Annotated in this window: 14 protein-coding genes; 13 read left to right on the top strand and 1 reads right to left on the bottom strand. The window is 44.9% G+C overall.

The genetic code is table 11. From position 1 onward, the window contains the following. The first annotated feature begins 9 nt into the window (after positions 1-9). The 4 genes from nhaA (at position 10) to LQZ07_RS19855 (ending at position 7,482) form a co-directional block, all read left to right on the top strand. A complete protein-coding gene (gene nhaA, locus LQZ07_RS19870; RefSeq protein ID WP_152784493.1) occupies positions 10-1,233 on the top strand; it encodes a Na+/H+ antiporter NhaA in 1,224 nt (407 codons plus the stop codon). 65 nt (positions 1,234-1,298) lie between these two features. Then, complete coding sequence (gene nhaR, locus LQZ07_RS19865) at positions 1,299-2,237, top strand: transcriptional activator NhaR (protein WP_016401316.1); 939 nt, start codon at positions 1,299-1,301, stop codon at positions 2,235-2,237. A 555-nt stretch (positions 2,238-2,792) separates the two neighbouring features. Continuing rightward, a complete protein-coding gene (locus LQZ07_RS19860; protein ID WP_152784495.1) occupies positions 2,793-7,049 on the top strand; it encodes a PKD domain-containing protein in 4,257 nt (1,418 codons plus the stop codon). Positions 7,050-7,188: 139 nt separating this feature from the next. After that, positions 7,189-7,482 (top strand): helix-turn-helix transcriptional regulator, encoded by a 294-nt coding sequence (locus LQZ07_RS19855; protein ID WP_152784497.1) that lies wholly within the window; start codon positions 7,189-7,191, stop codon positions 7,480-7,482. Positions 7,483-7,547: 65 nt separating this feature from the next. Here LQZ07_RS19855 and rpsT read toward each other — a convergent pair whose 3' ends face one another. Further along, positions 7,548-7,808 (bottom strand): 30S ribosomal protein S20, encoded by a 261-nt coding sequence (gene rpsT, locus LQZ07_RS19850; RefSeq protein WP_152784499.1) that lies wholly within the window; start codon positions 7,806-7,808, stop codon positions 7,548-7,550. 238 nt (positions 7,809-8,046) lie between these two features. Between rpsT and murJ the strand changes: the two genes are divergently transcribed. From murJ to LQZ07_RS19805, 9 genes are all read left to right on the top strand, one after another. Beyond that, positions 8,047-9,624: a murein biosynthesis integral membrane protein MurJ gene (gene murJ / locus LQZ07_RS19845; protein WP_152784501.1), complete on the top strand. Its 1,578-nt coding sequence runs from the start codon at positions 8,047-8,049 to the stop codon at positions 9,622-9,624. A 42-nt stretch (positions 9,625-9,666) separates the two neighbouring features. Then, a complete protein-coding gene (gene ribF / locus LQZ07_RS19840) occupies positions 9,667-10,605 on the top strand; it encodes a bifunctional riboflavin kinase/FAD synthetase (RefSeq protein ID WP_152784503.1) in 939 nt (312 codons plus the stop codon). A gap of 20 nt (positions 10,606-10,625) precedes the next feature. After that, entirely contained in the window at positions 10,626-13,457 is a 2,832-nt protein-coding gene (gene ileS, locus LQZ07_RS19835; RefSeq protein WP_152784505.1) for an isoleucine--tRNA ligase, read from the top strand. Then, positions 13,450-13,962 (top strand): signal peptidase II, encoded by a 513-nt coding sequence (gene lspA / locus LQZ07_RS19830; protein ID WP_152784507.1) that lies wholly within the window; start codon positions 13,450-13,452, stop codon positions 13,960-13,962. The genes ileS and lspA overlap by 8 nt, the downstream gene beginning before the upstream one ends. Then, on the top strand, positions 13,959-14,384 hold the full coding sequence (gene fkpB / locus LQZ07_RS19825) for an FKBP-type peptidyl-prolyl cis-trans isomerase (RefSeq protein ID WP_152784509.1): 426 nt from the start codon (positions 13,959-13,961) through the stop codon (positions 14,382-14,384). Before lspA ends, fkpB begins: the two co-directional genes overlap by 4 nt. A gap of 9 nt (positions 14,385-14,393) precedes the next feature. Then, entirely contained in the window at positions 14,394-15,338 is a 945-nt protein-coding gene (gene ispH / locus LQZ07_RS19820; RefSeq protein ID WP_249483306.1) for a 4-hydroxy-3-methylbut-2-enyl diphosphate reductase, read from the top strand. 130 nt (positions 15,339-15,468) lie between these two features. Then, the gene (pilV, locus tag LQZ07_RS19815; RefSeq protein ID WP_152784511.1) at positions 15,469-16,029 is read left to right on the top strand and encodes a type IV pilus modification protein PilV; all 561 of its coding nucleotides are present in this window, start codon (positions 15,469-15,471) and stop codon (positions 16,027-16,029) included. After that, positions 16,026-17,036, top strand: coding sequence for a PilW family protein (locus tag LQZ07_RS19810; RefSeq protein ID WP_152784568.1), 1,011 nt, complete (start codon positions 16,026-16,028; stop codon positions 17,034-17,036). The genes pilV and LQZ07_RS19810 overlap by 4 nt, the downstream gene beginning before the upstream one ends. Further along, positions 17,036-17,497, top strand: a complete 462-nt coding sequence (locus LQZ07_RS19805; protein ID WP_152784513.1) for a hypothetical protein — start codon at positions 17,036-17,038, stop codon at positions 17,495-17,497. The genes LQZ07_RS19810 and LQZ07_RS19805 overlap by 1 nt, the downstream gene beginning before the upstream one ends. Positions 17,498-17,521 lie beyond the last annotated feature (24 nt).

The following is a 17,521-nucleotide window of genomic DNA, read 5'->3' as shown; positions in this document are numbered from 1 at the left end:
TGAGCTGTTATGAAATCATTTCTTGAACGTTTTTTAAGAATGGAAGCTGCTGGCGGTATCTTGCTAATGCTTGCCGCTGTAGTGGCACTGTTTATGGCAAACAGTGCGTGGTTGTCTCCTGCATATTTCGCGTTTCTTGATACGCCGTTTCAAGTTCGTATCGCGGAACTAGATATTAATAAACCATTATTGCTGTGGATTAACGACGGCTTAATGGCCATCTTTTTCTTAGTGATTGGCTTAGAAGTAAAACGCGAGATGGTAGAAGGCGCGTTGTCGTCTAAAGAGCGAGCGTTATTGCCGGTAGTTGCCGCTATTGGTGGCATGGTTGTGCCTGCTGCTGTTTACCTACTATTTAACATCGGTGATGCAGAGCTAGCCAAAGGTTGGGCTATTCCTGCTGCTACTGATATTGCATTTGCACTAGGCGTTATGGCCTTACTAGGCAAACGTGTTCCAGCTAGTTTAAAAGTGTTCTTACTGGCTCTTGCTATTGCTGATGACCTTGGTGTAATTGTTGTTATTGCGCTGTTCTATACCAGTGAAGTTGCGATTATGCCGTTGGTGTGGGCGGTTGCGGCTACCATTGGTTTATGGATGCTAAATCGTCGAGGCCACGCTGGCTTAAGTGCATATATGTTACTTGGCCTAGTGCTTTGGGTCGCGGTACTTAAATCTGGCGTTCATGCTACTTTGGCCGGTGTAATTGTAGGATTCATGATCCCTATTAAAGCTAAGGTAGGTGGGTCACCACTTAAGAAGTTAGAGCATGCTTTACATCCAGCTTCTAGCTTTATCATTGTGCCAATTTTTGCTTTTGCCAATGCTGGTGTTCCGTTAGACGGCATTAGCTTCGAGAGCTTCCAAAGCCCATTAGCTTTAGGTGTTATCCTTGGTTTATTGGTGGGCAAACCTTTAGGTATTTACACCTGTAGCCGTTTAGCTATACGCGCTGGCTGGGCGAAGCTACCTGAGGGATCCAACAATATGCAATTGCTGGCGACTTCAATGCTATGTGGTATTGGTTTCACCATGTCTATTTTCATCTCGTCGTTAGCCTTTGCGGGGCAAACGGATTTGATAGGCTTGTCGCGATTAGCTATATTGGCGGGGTCGGTAACTGCAGCCCTTATTGGCTATGGTTTACTTCATTGGTCTACCCGTGAAGAGGCGGCAAAAATTGCTGAGCAAGAGCAAGGCAAAACCAATACATTGAGTACGTCTTCGGTTTAACCATTAAGTGAAGGCTGTACCCTGTTTAAGCAAACCCCGTAAAGGGGTTTGCTATTAGGTAAGGCATGTCACACTTAAACTACAACCACCTTTACTACTTCTGGATGACCTACAAGCGCGGTTCTGTAACCGCTGCAGCAGAAGCATTATTCCTTACTCCGCAAACTGTGACAGGCCAAATTAAGCAATTAGAACAGCGCTTAGCTGGAGAGTTGTTTATTCGCCGTGGCCCAAAAATTACTCCTACCGAATTAGGCCAATTGGTCTACAAATATGCTGACCGAATGTTTAGCCTCAGTTACGAAATGCTAGATATTGTGAATTACTCTCAGCAAGAAAAACTGCTGTTTGAGGTTGGGGTTGCAGATGCTTTATCTAAGCGTTTAGCGAGCCGTATTTTGTTGTCAGCTGTGCCACCCGACGGCAATATTCGCTTACGTTGTGTTGAGTCAACGCATGAATTGTTGTTATCTCAACTGGCCGAACATAAACTCGATATGATTTTGTCCGATTGTGGTTTAGACAATGCGCAGCAAGATGGCGTATTAAGTAAAAAGCTAGGCGAGAGTGGCATAGCTTTTTTTGCCAATGAGCCAATGTCGTTGTTGCCATTTCCTGCATGTTTAGAACAGCGCAGTTTATTATTACCAGGACGACGCAGCTCTTTAGGGCGAAAATTATGGACTTGGTTTGATGAGCTGGGGCTAAAAGTATCGGTACTCGGGGAGTTTGATGACGCCGCCCTAATGAAAGCGTTTGGCGCATATACTGATGGTATTTTTGTTGCTCCAGCCATTTATACCGAAGAAATCTTGGCTAACCCTAATACTCGCTTGCTTGGGGTTACTCACGACTTAACCGAGGAGTATCACGTATTGTTTGCTGAGCGAATGATTCAACACCCCTCTGTTAAACAGCTCTGTAACAGCGATTTTTCTCCTTTGTTTTCTGGAGAGCAACAGTTGCAAAATGTTGATGCTATTTTAAATTTCAATTCAAAATAAGCGCTAAGGCTAAGTAGCAAGATTCATAATATTTAACTATTTAGCGTAGATTTTATGTTTATTCGCAGATCAGCTTTCTTGTTGTGATTTATATCAAAAAAAACGGTTTGACCACGCATTTAGTTTGAACTGACGCATGTTTACCGCTCTGGTTGCTTAATTATTCATCGGGTTAGCGCTACGCTATCTTTCATAGATTACAGCATATCATTCTGAGCTAAAGCAAATATCAAAAATTATCTTTAAGTTCAGCGTGTAAACAATAATAAGGGTTAGCAAGTACTAACCTAATAAATGTTTCTGGTAACTCTTTGTCGCGGTAGCAAAAATAAGCCTCCTTTCATCGAGCTGTTGTACAGAAGCCTCGTTAAACCAGATCATCTCAACTGTGTTTGGCGAGTGATGCTATTTAGCATCTGAGCGCAGAAACAAACGGTAGTAGGGCAATATAAATACGGTTAACACTAAACTTCCCATGTTTGGCTTCTGCATTTTTATCAGCGAGTAAAGCGTATTAGTGGCTTGAGAGCTACGAGTGCGGGAAAGGAAGCAATCATGAAAAAGGTGTTCGCCTTAAGTATGGTGGCTGCGTCGATCTCTGCGCAAGCGGAAATTGCGGCAACTCATATTTATCATAATCACATGCCAAACTTTTGGCCTTACTACGACGTAAGCCAATACGAAGGTCTAGCAGTAGGTGATCCAATTCGTTATACCTACGACGGCCAAGTTATTAACCTTAAGAATAACCCTCCAGCAAATTACACATTCTATATTCCTGGCAGCGGTGCGCCGATGCCGCATGATGACTTGGTATCTTATTATCAGCATCATGCCAAAAAAGGCGCTTATTTAAGCTGGCCAATGGATACGGCTAGAAACAACAATGGTAATCATCCACAAAGCCAAACGCATGTCACCATGTCGGCATCGGTTATTAACAACGTGCAGAGTTTTGGCGAGTTAGGTAATTTGGATGGTTACAATTTAGGGTGGGGCGCTTATTGGCGCGATACCCAAAACGGTACAAAAACCAGCAGTGGTTTTAACGCTTTAGACACGATTCACTTTTCTGGCCACCATACTATGGGGCCATTGGTGGGTAATGACTATTTCTTAAAAGATTTGATTTATCAAAACGTTACTTTGGCGCAAGATTACTTCTTAGGTGACTCATTTAAGTCATCGAAAGGTTTCTTCCCAACAGAGCTTGGTTTTTCAGAGCGGATTATTCCAGTACTTACCAAGTTAGGTATTGAATGGTCGGTACTTGGGAACGTGCACTATTCACGTACTTTGCGTGACTACCCTTACTTGAATGATCCCGGCAAAGATACTCTGATTTCTCCACCTAACCGCGCAGATTTACAAAATGTTAGCGACATAGGTGCCTGGACCGAGTTACATATGTTCAATGAGCAACAGGTGACTTACAACAAGTTCCCGTTTGCTTCGATTCCTCACTGGGTTCAATACGTTGACCCAGAAACTGGTGAGCAGCATAAAGTAGCCGGTATTCCTGTTGAGCAAGCTAGCTCTTGGGAAGAAGGTTACCAAGGCTCAATTACTGCCGACGTACTAAAAGCTTTTGAAGGTGACGCTGCCTCTTTAGGCCGTACTCAGTATTTCACCATTGCGCATGATGGTGATAACTCGTCAGGTCGAGCGGGTGATGGTGGTACTTGGGCTAACTCGGGTAATGTTACGTATGCTGATAGTTCGGTGCGTGGTATGGGCGTGGACGAGTACCTAAAAGCTTATCCAATTCCAGAAGACGACATTGTGCACGTACAAGATGGCTCATGGATTGATACACGAGATTCATCAGCTGATCCTACGTGGTACCACTGGCATATTCCAATGGGCGTTTGGCGTGGTCAGATGGCAGACTTTAATACGGTGAATGGCACCGATTTTGTGGCTACTCGTGAGCACATGGTATCGCTTGAGTTAGGCTATCACTACCTAGAGCGTAACTTTGCTTTATTGCAAGCTGCCGAAAACTATGCAAAAACCGCTGAGCAGATTTGGTTAGACAATAATCCTAATTACTGGAGCCCAACTACCGCGCGTGATAACGAGGTAACTTACCCAGGTAACCAGCTTAACCCTTGGATGATGTCTTTCCCGGTTAAAGGTGATGCGAACAACAACTATGCTGGCGGTGCAAACCCTGCGGAGTTAGGTTGGTACTTCCTTATGGCCTCAATCGATTCTGGTTTTGGTTACTACGATGAAAACGTTGATGACGGGGTTAAACCTACTATTTCGTTTAACCAGTCATTACACTTTACAACCCCTTATGTAGAAGCCAACCTTGCTCAAGACAAAACGGGTCCTTCGGTTTGGTGGCCACAGCGTTACCCATACAATCCTGGTAGTGCTAACTCAAGTAAAGCGGAAGGCTGGGCTACGGTATATGCCGATACCAAGTTTGCGATTTACACCTACGGTTATGACGTAAGCGGTATTCAAGATATCAAGGTTAAAGTACGTGTTCACAAAGATAAGTGGGCAACCGCTACCGATAAAACCTTTAAGCTCTATGACCCAAGCGCGCATGCTAGCGATCCTGATGTCGATCCTTCACGGGTTGGTGAATGGCAAACCTTTAGCATGACCGAGCGTGACTTAAACGGTGACATGAATGGTGTAGATTGGCAGCCGTCTGGTAAAGAAATGTTCGAAGTGGTGCCTGCTGAGAAAATCGGCAATATGTACTTCACCTACATTGACCAATACCAAGAGCAGCTGTTGGATTACTACATTGAAGCAACCGATAGTAAAGGCAACGTAACTCGTTCTGAGATTCAACAAGTTTACGTAGGTGCTGGTCAGTTTAGTAGCGTTGGCGGTAAAACCGTTGAAGACGTGAACGGCGCAATTGCTGGCGAAGCGATGTTCTTCACCGACAATGTTGTAGTAGGTGATAAGCGACCAACGGCACATATTAATGCCGCAGGTGGCGAAGTAGAACTAGGCACTGTAGTAACTTTGAGTGCTGCTGGTTCAACTGACGAAGAAGGCCCAATCGCGAGCTACTTATGGAGCACTGGTGAAACCAGCCCGTCGATTACGGTTACTTTGAACGAACGTACCACTATATCGGTAACTGTTACTGACAGTGTTGGTCAGAAAGACTCTACCAGCGTGACTTACCGAATTATCGGTCAATCTGTGTTGAGTACCTTGTATTACCAAGATAACAACGGTTGGGGCAAGGTATGTTTGCATTACACCGTAGACGGCGCAGTTACGTGGACTACAGCTCCAGGTGAAGAAATGCAAAGCCTAGGTGACAACTGGTATAGCTTAACCGTAGATTTAGAAGACGGTAACCAGCTGGAGTTTGTGACGAATAACTGTAGTGGTGCTTGGGATAATAATGGCGGTCAAAACTATCAAATTGATGAGGGTAGTTGGAATGTAAGCGGCGGTGCAATTGCTGCAGGTATTCCAGACGGTTTAGACGGAAACAACGCACCCGTTGCCGCGATTAGCCCAGGAAGCCAGTCAGTGGCTAAAGGGTCACAGGTTGTGCTAAGCGGTGCTGGTTCAAGTGATTCTGATGGCTCTATTGCTAGTTACAGCTGGAGCACTGGTGAATCTAGTGAGTCAATCAGCGTTACAGTGAATGAGACTCAAACGATTAGCCTAACGGTAACTGACAATCAAGGGAAAACCGCAACTACTTCGGTAACTCTAACGGTTATTCCAAATAAAGCGCCAGTAGCAACCATCTCTCCAGCTACTCAAACAGTAGCTGCTGGAACAACAGTAAACTTAGATGGTTCAGGTTCTAGTGATGAAGATGGTTCTATTGCTAGCTATTTATGGAGCACGGGTGAAACAACCAGCTCTATCTCTGTAGTTGTAGATGCCAGCCAAACTATTAGCTTAACCGTTACCGACAACGAAGGTGCGACTGCAACAGCAGAAGCCGTGTTAAGTGTTGAAAGTGATGAAAAAGCGAAGAACTTTAATCAGCTTTACTTCCGTGGTACTGCCAATGGTTGGGCGACAACTGCCATGGACTTAGTGGCTGATCATACTTGGCAAGTTGTGGTTGAATTTGATGGTCAAGCAGAGCAACGCTTTAAGTTGGATGTTAATGGTGATTGGACCCAGAACTACGGTGATACCAATAGTGATGGTGTGCTAGAACAAACCGGTGGGGATATCTTCACTGATGTGGTGGGTTCTTACTTGATAGAAGTGAATGACCAAACTTTGGCTTACAGCATTACCGAGCTTAACGCTAACCAAGCTCCTACTGCAATTATTGGTGCATCGGCAACTCAAGTAGATATAGGCCAAAGCATCACCTATAGTGCAGCGGGCTCAAGTGATAGTGATGGCGTTATTGCCAGTTACTTATGGAGCAATGGTGATACGAGTGAAACCACAACAGTAACCTACAATACTGCGGGTTCACACAGTATTAGCTTAACCGTGACTGACGATGGCGGTAAAACTGCACAAGCGTCGGTAGTGGTTGAGGTGATTGATCCAAATGCTAACTTTACAGCTAACTTTGAGCAGTTGTATTTTCGTGGTACTGCTAACGGATGGCAAACTACTGCTATGACTTTAGTTGCTAACAATGTTTGGCAAGTTAGCGTGGACTTTGATGGCCAAAACAATCAACGTTTTAAGTTTGACGTAAACGGTGACTGGTCAAATAACTATGGCGACAACAACAACGATGGCACTCTAGAACAAACTGGTGGCGATATTTTCACTGGTATTGTTGGAAGCTACATTGTTGAAGTGAATGATGCCACGATGCAATATCGGATTATTGCTCAGTAAGGTATTGGTTTAGTGACGTTAAAGCCGCTTAATTGCGGCTTTTTTGTGCTTTGCTCAAAAAACATGTGCTCAGCTTTAACCTAGCGAGCTATAGCCATTTCACGTATAGTTTGGCTTAAGTGAGTTAGTAGGTAGAAAGATGAACATTCAAGACATGCAAAAAAATGCTGAACCTGCATTAAAATTGTTAAAGGCGCTAGCAAACGAAAGCCGCTTAATGATTTTATGCCACTTAGTGGAAGGTGAGTTAACGGTAGGAGAACTGAACCAACGAGTCACTTTAAGTCAGTCTGCGTTATCTCAGCATTTAACATGGTTGCGAAAAGATCAGCTTGTGAGCACGCGTAAGGAGTCTCAAACCATTTACTACTCAATCGCTAGTGAAGAGGCTAAAGCAGTTCTAGGGAAGCTACATGAGCTTTACTGTAAGTAATTAGCACTAAATAGCAGACATAAAAAAACCGGCTTAGGCCGGTTTTTTTCATCAAGCGCTTTAAATTAAAGTGCGTTGATTTTTGCAACAATGCGGCTCTTATGACGAGCTGCTTTATTTTTGCTGATCAAACCTTTAGACGCGTAACGGTCTAAAATAGGTTGAGCTGCTTGGTATGCTGCTGTAGCTGCTTCTTTATCGCCTGCTTCGATAGCTGCAATAACTTTTTTCAAATTAGTGCGCATCATAGAGCGACGGCTAGCGTTATGTTGACGACGCTTTTCAGCTTGGATAGCGCGTTTTTTAGCTGACTTAATATTAGCCAAGTGTAACTCCTGAACTTTGTCTTGGAATTATGAATTTAAAGGCCGTGGAATATGCCCGTTTTTCATGTTTATGTCAAACAATTTTTAACCAAGTATAAATATCAAAGCAAGGAAAACCTAACTAAACGTCATGACCGTAGCATCGATCTTTATAGGCGGTTAAACTGTGCCGCGATTCTACCAGCATTTTTAATGTTAGGGCAGAGGAATTTGTGTAATTTAGCAACAGGACAGTGCATTGAGTAAAACCTTGTTAAAATCTGGCGCCATTGTTAGCGCTATGACCCTGATTTCCCGCATATTAGGTTTGGCTCGTGATGTAGTCATTGCTAATTTGATGGGAGCGGGTGTTGCTGCTGACGTATTTTTCTTTGCTAACAAAATTCCTAACTTTTTGCGCCGCTTATTCGCCGAGGGCGCGTTTGCCCAAGCATTTGTACCGGTACTTACCGAATACAAGCAAAAGAGTTCTGAAGACGAAGTCAGAGAGCTTATAGCCAAAGTTAGCGGTACGCTGGGCTTAGCCGTTACCATAGTTACTTTGTTTGGCATTATTGGTTCGCCTTTAATTGCAGCACTATTTGGCACGGGTTGGTTTATATCGTGGTTAAACGATGGCCCAGATGCTGCTAAGTTTGAGCTGTCGGCCTTTCTACTTAAAATTACTTTTCCCTACTTATGGTTTGTCACCTTTACCGGATTATCGGGCGCTATTCTTAACGCCTTTGGTCGTTTTGCCGTGGCGGCATTCACGCCTGTATTGCTAAATGTGGCAGTGATTAGTTTTGCGATATTTGTATCCCCAAACCTAGAACAACCTGAAGTTGGCTTGGCCATGGGAGTTTTCTTCGGCGGGCTAATTCAGTTTCTATTTCAATTACCTTTCTTGTTTAGGCTTAAGTTGTTGCAAAAGCCAAGTTGGGGCTGGAAACATCCTGGTGTGGTAAAAATTCGCACCTTAATGATCCCTGCATTGTTTGGTGTATCGGTCAGTCAAATAAACTTGCTGTTGGATACCTTAATTGCCAGTTTCCTAATCACTGGCTCTATATCGTGGCTGTACTACTCCGACCGCTTGTTGGAATTTCCGCTAGGTTTGTTTGGCATTGCCATTGCAACCGTGATTTTGCCAAGCTTATCTCAGCGTCATGTTGATAAAAGCCCGCAGCAGTTTCAGCAAACCATGGACTGGGCAGTGCGCATGGTGTGTTTTTTGGGCATACCCGCCACAGTAGGTTTGGCGTTACTTGGTCAGCCTATTTTACAAGTCTTGTTTATGCGTGGCGCCTTTGATCAACAAGATGTGCTAAACGCCTCCTACAGCTTAATGGCTTATAGCGGTGGCTTGTTGTTCTTCATGCTAGTGAAAGTGTTAGCGCCAGGGTATTACTCGCGCCAAGATACCAAAACGCCGGTGAAAATTGGCATTATCGCCATGGCAAGCAACATGGGCTTTAATCTTATCTTCGCGATTCCTTATGGTTATATTGGTTTAGCTATTGCCACAGCTTTATCGGCGTTGCTTAATGCCAGCCTGCTTTATCGCGGTTTACACAAACAAGGTGTTTACAAACTCGGTTCTCCTACCTTGGTATGTATTGTTAAAATTTTAGTGGCATCGACATTGATGGGGGGGCTCATTGTGTGGCTTTCTCCCCTTGCTGAACAATGGTTTGCGTTGACGTGGATAGACAGTGTTTGGCAACTTTTAATCTGTGTAGCAGCGGCCGTGATTAGCTACTTGGTTTTGCTATTTTGCTTGGGGATAAGATTAGCTCACTTGAAAAGCAGTTTCGGGGCTGTAACTGCGGACTAAACAAGCTATAATCCGTCGGTTTTTGACGAAATAGGCGCGGGAATGGAGTTAATTCGCGGAATACGCAACATTAAAGCGCGTCACTATGGCTGTGCATTAAGTATTGGTAATTTTGATGGCGTGCATTTAGGCCATCAACAAGTAATTAAGCGTTTAGTTGATCAGGCTCGCCAGCGGAGTTTACCCGCTGTGGTGATGATTTTTGAGCCACAACCGCTTGAGGTGTTTGCTAAAGATAAAGCACCCGCTCGAATTAGCCGATTTCGCGATAAGTATCAGCAACTAAAAAGCTTAGGTGTAGACCGCTTGTTGGTGGTGCGTTTTAGTCATGAGTTTGCTCAACAAAGTGCCGACTATTTTGTTCGCCAGTTATTGGTTGAATTGCTGGGAGTAAAATACCTAGCAGTGGGAGATGACTTCCACTTTGGTAAAGGCCGAGAAGGTAATTTCGCAAGCTTACAAGCAGCCAAAAAACAGTACGGTTTTGAGCTTACAGCAACCAATTCGTTTTGCTTAAATCAGCAGCGAGTGAGCAGTACCTTATTACGTCAGCATTTAGCCGAGGCCGATTTCTCAACGGTGGCTCAATTGCTAGGCAGAAAGTTTAGCTTTAATGGCAAAGTCATTCATGGCCAAAAGTTGGGGCGTCAATTGGGCTTTGCTACGGCAAATTTAAAAGTTGCCCGCCATGTATGCCCCTTGCATGGGGTGTTTGCAGTTAAAGCCTATATACAAGATCAGCCAGAGCATCGCTTTTCAGGCATTGCTAACATAGGCTGGCGGCCAACCGCCGCAGGAAAAGATTTATTGGTAGAAGCTCATTTGTTTGAGTTTGACGCCAATCTGTATGGCCAACGATTAGTGGTTGAACCGCAGTTAAAAATACGAGATGAACAAAAATTTGATTCGCTTGATGCGCTTAAAGCTCAGGTGAATCTCGATATTAAGCGTGCAAAAGCCTACTATGGCCTTGCAGAGTAATTGACTGGAAAAGTGATTCGATGAGCGACTATAAAGATACTCTTAATCTACCTGATACTGAATTCCCGATGCGTGGTAATTTAGCCAACCGCGAACCTGCAATGCTTAAGCGTTGGAGCGAAAAGGATCTGTACGGCCAAATTAGACAGGCCAAAAAAGGTAAGAAGAGCTTTATTTTGCACGATGGCCCTCCATACGCCAACGGCAACATTCACCTTGGCCATGCGGTTAACAAGGTGCTTAAAGACATCATTATTAAGTCGAAGACTTTATCAGACTACGATTCTCCTTATGTGCCTGGCTGGGACTGCCACGGTTTACCTATTGAGCTACAAGTAGAAAAGAAAGTTGGCAAGCCGGGCAAAAAAGTGACCGCTGCTGAATTTCGTCAAAAGTGTCGCGATTACGCTGCTAAGCAAATTGATGGTCAGCGCAACGACTTTATCCGCATGGGTATTTTAGGTGATTGGCAAAACCCTTACCTAACCATGAACTTCGATACTGAAGCAAACATTATCCGTGCCTTGGCAAAAATCATCGATAATGGCCACTTATTGCAAGGTTCTAAACCTGTGCACTGGTGTACCGATTGTGGCAGTGCTCTTGCTGAAGCTGAAGTTGAATACGAAGATAAAACCTCTCCTGCCATTGATGTGCGTTTTACCGCTGTTGACGAAGCCGAAGTATTAGCCAAATTTGATCACCCTGAAGGCGTGACCGGTGAAGGGCCAATCTCTGCAGTTATTTGGACCACTACGCCGTGGACTTTACCTGCTAACCGTGCGGTAGCCTTAAATGCTCACCTTGAATATGTGTTAGTTCAAATTGAAACTGAAACGGGCAAAGAGCGTTTAATTCTGGCGCGCGACCTAATGGAAGAGTGTGTAGAGCGCTTTGGAGCAACTCATTTCCATGCTTTAGGTTACTGCCAGGGTGATGCCTTAGAGTTAGTTAAACTTAAGCACCCATTTTATGATTTTGAAGTGCCGGTTATTTTAGGTGACCACGTAACTACTGAATCAGGTACAGGTTGTGTTCACACTGCTCCTGGTCATGGTCAAGAAGATTTCGCGGTAGGCCAAAAGTACAATTTAGAAGTGGCTAACCCGGTTGGTGATAATGGTGTTTACCTTGCCGATACTGAATTTTTCGGTGGTCAGCATGTATTTAAAGCTAACGACAACGTAGTTGAAAAACTTAAAGAAACGGGCGCGCTGCTGCATCACCATGCTTACCGTCATAGCTACCCGCATTGCTGGCGCCACAAAACCCCTATTATTTTCCGTGCTACGCCGCAGTGGTTTGTGAGCATGGACCAAAATGGTTTGCGTAAGCAAGCGATGCAAGAAATCGAGAAAACCCAGTGGATCCCAGATTGGGGCCAAAGCCGTATCGAAAGCATGGTAGAGAATCGCCCAGATTGGTGTATCTCTCGCCAACGTACTTGGGGCGTACCTATTGCATTGTTTGTGCACCGCGAAACTAACGAATTGCACCCTCGTGCGGTAGAGTTGATGGAAGACGTCGCTAAACGTGTTGAACAAAGCGGTATTCAGGCTTGGTGGGATTTAGATGCGACTGAACTACTGGGCGATGAAGCCGATCAGTACCGCAAAGTAGAAGACACGCTAGATGTATGGTTTGACTCTGGTTCAACTCACTCAAGTGTGGTTGCTGCGCGTGAAGAGTTTAACGGTAAAGCTGCAGATATGTACTTAGAAGGCTCTGACCAACACCGCGGTTGGTTCCAGTCATCACTAATGATTGCTACTGCAATTAACGGCAAAGCGCCTTACCAGCAAGTACTTACTCACGGTTTTACCGTAGATGCTAATGGCCATAAATTCTCTAAATCATTAGGTAATGGTATCGCTCCGCAGGATGTTTGGAACAAACTAGGTTCAGACATCTTACGTTTGTGGATTGCATCTACTAACTACACCGCTGAAATGAGCGTATCGGACGAAGTATTCAAACGCAGCGCCGATGCTTATCGCCGTATTCGTAATACCTCGCGTTTCTTATTGGCTAACTTAGCCGGGTTTGAACCTGAGCAGCATTTAGTGGCAAGTGAAGACATGGTAGAGCTTGACCGCTGGGTAGTGGGTCGAGCCGCCGCTGTTCAACAAGAAATTGTAGAAGCGTACGAGCAATACCAGTTCCACGTTGTTTATCAAAAGCTAATGCACTTCTGTTCAATTGAACTAGGTAGTTTTTATTTAGACATCATTAAAGATCGTCAGTACACCGCAAAAGCCGATGGCCTAGCGCGACGCTCTTGTCAAACGGCACTATTCCACATCGCTGAAGCGTTAACCCGCTGGATTGCACCTATCTTAAGCTTTACCGCTGACGAGATTTGGCAAGCATTACCTGGTGAACGTAGTGAGTTTGTATTCACTGAGGCTTGGTACGAAGGCTTAACTGCGCTATCACAAGATAGCAAAATGAATGATGCATTCTGGGCTCAATTGATCACTATTCGTGATGAAGTGAATAAGAGCCTAGAACAAGCACGCCGCGACAAGAAAATTGGTGGCACCTTAGAGGCTAAAGTAACACTATTTGTGGATAGCCAATTAGAGCAAGTGTTAAGCCAGTTGGGTGATGAGTTACGCTTTGTATTGTTAACTTCAGATGTAAGCTTACAGGCTTTAAGTGAAGCGGGTGATAATGCCGCTGCTACTGAGTTGGACAACCTTAAAGTTGCCGTAGAAGTAGCCGAAGCCGCAAAATGTGACCGCTGTTGGCACCACCGCGAAGATGTTGGTCAAAACGCTGAGCACCCAAGCTTGTGTGGTCGCTGTGTAACTAACGTAGCGGGTGAAGGTGAGTCTCGTAGCTATGCATAACGACGCTGTAGTAAGTAAAACAAATAGCACGGGTTTACGCTGGTTGTGGTTAAGTGTGGTGGTATTCATTGTTGACCAAGTTACCAAGTTTGCCATTGCTAAAACCTTCGATTTATATGAGTCGGTAGCGGTAACGCCATTCTTTAATTTGGTTTCGGTTCGAAACTACGGTGCTGCTTTTAGCTTTTTAAGTGATGCCGGTGGCTGGCAACGTTGGTTTTTTACTGCCATAGCGCTTTTTGTGAGTGGTTTGCTGGTGTGGTGGATGAAAAAAACACCCGCCGAGCAAAAGTGGCCAGCCATTGCTTACGCCTTAGTATTAGGTGGAGCAATTGGTAACGTATTTGACCGCGTAGTGTTTGGCTATGTTATCGACTTCCTCGATTTTTACGTGGGCAGTTACCATTGGCCATCTTTTAACGTTGCAGACTCAGCCATTTGTGTGGGTGCGGTATTGTTAGTGTTAGATAGCTTTTTGTCGCCGCAAGCCAAGGAAACTAAATGATTCAGCAAGGAAGCAAAGTAGAACTTCATTTTGTATTGAAGTTAAGCGATGGATCGATTGCCGAAAGTACTTATAACTATCCAAAGCCAGCTCAATTGGTAATGGGTGATGGTAGTCTAACCGAAGGCTTTGAAGCGTGTTTATTGGGTTTGAAAACGGGCGATAAAAGCCAATTTGAGCTTAATGCCGAGCAAGCCTTTGGCCAAAGCAATCCAGATAACATTAAGTACTTTGAGCGTAGCAAGTTTGGTGATGAAGCACCTGCCGAAGAAGGCAGTATTATTGCGTTTGCTCAGCCTGATGGCAGTGAAATTCCGGGCATCGTGCGTGAAGTAACCGGTGATTCAGTGACGGTAGATTTTAATCATCCGTTGGCTGGTCAATCGGTTATTTTCGAAGTAGAAATTTTAGCGGTTAATTAAGGAGCGATAGTGGAAATACTGTTAGCTAATCCTCGCGGTTTTTGCGCTGGTGTTGACCGCGCTATTTCTATAGTTGAACGTGCTTTAGAAATGTTTGGTGCGCCTATTTATGTTCGCCATGAAGTGGTTCACAACCGCTATGTAGTAGATGGTTTACGTAAACGTGGTGCTGAGTTTGTTGATGAACTTAGCGATGTGCCAGAAGGCAGTATTTGTATCTTTAGCGCTCACGGCGTGTCTCAAGCTGTGCGTGCAGAAGCCAAACAACGTGATCTTAAAATCTTCGATGCTACCTGCCCACTCGTAACTAAAGTGCACATGGAAGTTACTCGTGCCAGCCGTAAAGGCATTGAGTGTATTTTGATTGGCCACCATGGCCACCCTGAAGTTAATGGCACTATGGGCCAATACGACAACGCTGACGGTGGTATTTACTTGGTAGAAACCGTAGAAGATGTTGCTAAGCTGCAGGTTAAGAAGCCTGAGCAGTTGTTTTACTGTACTCAAACTACTCTGTCGGTTGACGATACCTCCGCGATCATCGACGCATTACGTGTGACTTTTCCAGAAATTCAAGGGCCTCGTAAAGACGATATTTGTTATGCCACCCAGAACCGCCAAGATGCGGTGAAAGATTTGGCAGAAAAATCTGACGTGGTATTGGTAGTAGGATCGAAAAACTCTTCTAACTCTAATCGACTGCGTGAAAAAGCTGAGAAGTCAGGTGCAGCTGCCTACCTTATTGATGGCGTTAGCGACATTAATTGCCAATGGTTTAAAGCTGATAGCCGCATTGGTGTTACAGCTGGAGCTTCGGCCCCTGAGGTGCTGGTGCAAGAAGTGGTATCTGGTTTAAAAGCGATGGGAGGAGTAACCGTTGTTGAAAACCCTGGCCGTGAAGAAAACACCATTTTTGAAGTCCCCGCAGAGCTTAGAGTTACTCAAACCAGCTAACTGAGTCATCTCTCAACTAAACCAAAAAAGAAGGCATAGCCTTCTTTTTTGCGCTATACCCTAATTAATTGCTCGCTTCGGAAGGCTCCGCTATCGAAGGCCACAAAGCATCAAGGATGGGTAGGTCGGGATGCAGCTAAAATACTCAAAAATCAGAGGGTTTACTCTGATTGAAGTTATTATCACCTCTTTTATATTGGCGGTAGGCTTGCTAGCGGTTGTTGCTATGCAAGCGGTTGCCAAGCGCTCAAGTTTCGAGACCCATCAACGTACCGTTGCCATGATTTTAGCTGAAGACATGGTGGAGCGGGTTCGCCTTAATCATATTGCTTGGCAAGCAAATAACCCCGCCACTGTTACCGTAGGTGATGGTCAAACGGCTAGATCAAAACCCGCTTGCGCCGAGGATAGTGGTTTGATGACCGCTTGTAGCCTTGCCGATGTAGTGAATTACGATCTTTACCATTGGGAGTATGGTCTCTATGCCAAAGCTGCAGGTGCTAAGGGCGGCTTAGTTAAGCCAAACGGTTGCGTATTGTTAAGCGCTAACGGAGAGCTTACCGTGGTGGTTACTTGGTTATCGAGGCAGTCTTTTAGTGGCATTACCAGTAGTAATACGGTTACTGCCAACTGCGGAGCGCAGTCAGATAAACGCCGCAAAATGGCCCTAACGACGCGGGTGGCCTCATGATTAGGCATTCTCAGCAGGGCTTTACCCTTATTGAATGGCTAATCGCCATTGTGATCGGACTATTCTTAACTGCAGGGATTAGTAGTTTTTTGGTCGCTTCACAGCGCAGTACCGAATCAACCTACCATAGTGAGCAATTGATGGAGAGTGGCAGAATAGCCATGCACGTGATTACTCGTGATTTAAGAATGGTGGGTTTTTTTGGGGAGTATACCGGTAATCCAATGGTTCGCGGCTCTGGCGTTGAGCTAGTAGCCACCGATGTTACCGCAGCTAATGATTGCACAATAGATTGGATTGGTAGCACGCCAGAAGGTTCATTTCCCTCTGTGGATGGCCGATTTAGCTCCTTGTTTGTAGGACAGATAAATAGCTCAAACTCTCTTAATGGCCAATATAGTTGCGTGAGTAGCCGCAGTAATTTGGTTGTAGATTCAGATGTTATTGGCATCAAAAGAGTGATTGGCTCACCCATCCAATCTGCGGGGGAGTTAGATTCTGACCGCTACTACTTTGCAGCAAATGCGGCCAGTGCCCAAATATTTACCTCTACAGACCCTTGGCCTACCGAGACAGTGATGCCTGGCAGGCAAATATGGGAATACCAGCATATTGTTTACTATCTGGATGTGAGCGCTCAGTCAGGTTTGCCGGTGCTTCGTCAGCTATACCTGGATAATAACAGCGGTATGCAAATCTTGGGATCTGGTCCCTTGGTGGAAGGCATCGAGCGGATGCGCGTATTGCTAGGAGTTGATACCGATACCACTCAAGATGGTGTGGTGAATGACTTTGTCTCCTCAGACAACGTGACACCTCAACAATGGAGTGAAGGCAGAGTGATTGGCGCTAAAGTATTTTTGTTGGTTCGCTCCTTAACCGAGGATAAAAACTATACTAATGGGAATAGCTACGAATTAGGCGATTTGACTGTCGCTGCTGCTAACGATCATTATCGACGGGCCTTATTTGAGTCGGTGGTATCACTAAGAAACATGGTGTATTGATGCAACGAACTGTTTTGCTTAGCCAAAATAAAGCCAAAAGCCAGCAAGGGGCAGCTCTATTTGTGGCAATGTTGTTTTTGCTCATTTTAAGCTTTTTAGGTGGGGTATTGTTAAGTAGCGCTAACCAAGGACTAAAAGTGGTGTCAGCTATGGGGGACCGGGTAGGGGCAGAGCACTTACTTGAAGGTGAAATGAATGAGTTAATTATTGAGCCTAATCTTCAAGGGGTGATTGGCGCTATGGCACCTGCCGCATCGATGGCTGTGTCAACCATGGTAACCGGGGCTGACGGTACCATGATTCATACGGTAGACAGCGTGTGCGCGCGCAGTTTTACCGCCAGTAGCAATAACGCCATCACGCAGTGTCGCTACGTACGAGTAGATGCAACAAAAACATATGGAAAGGCTAATCGAGCTTCAACGTCAATAGCTGCCGGTATAGAGCAGCCGATGCTATAGCCAAAACGGTAAAGCCGCTTGCAT

The sequence above is a fragment of the Agarivorans sp. B2Z047 genome, from assembly GCF_023373605.1.
GTDB classification, from domain to species: domain Bacteria; phylum Pseudomonadota; class Gammaproteobacteria; order Enterobacterales; family Celerinatantimonadaceae; genus Agarivorans; species Agarivorans albus.
This window is presented reverse-complemented; position numbering and strand designations above follow the sequence as displayed.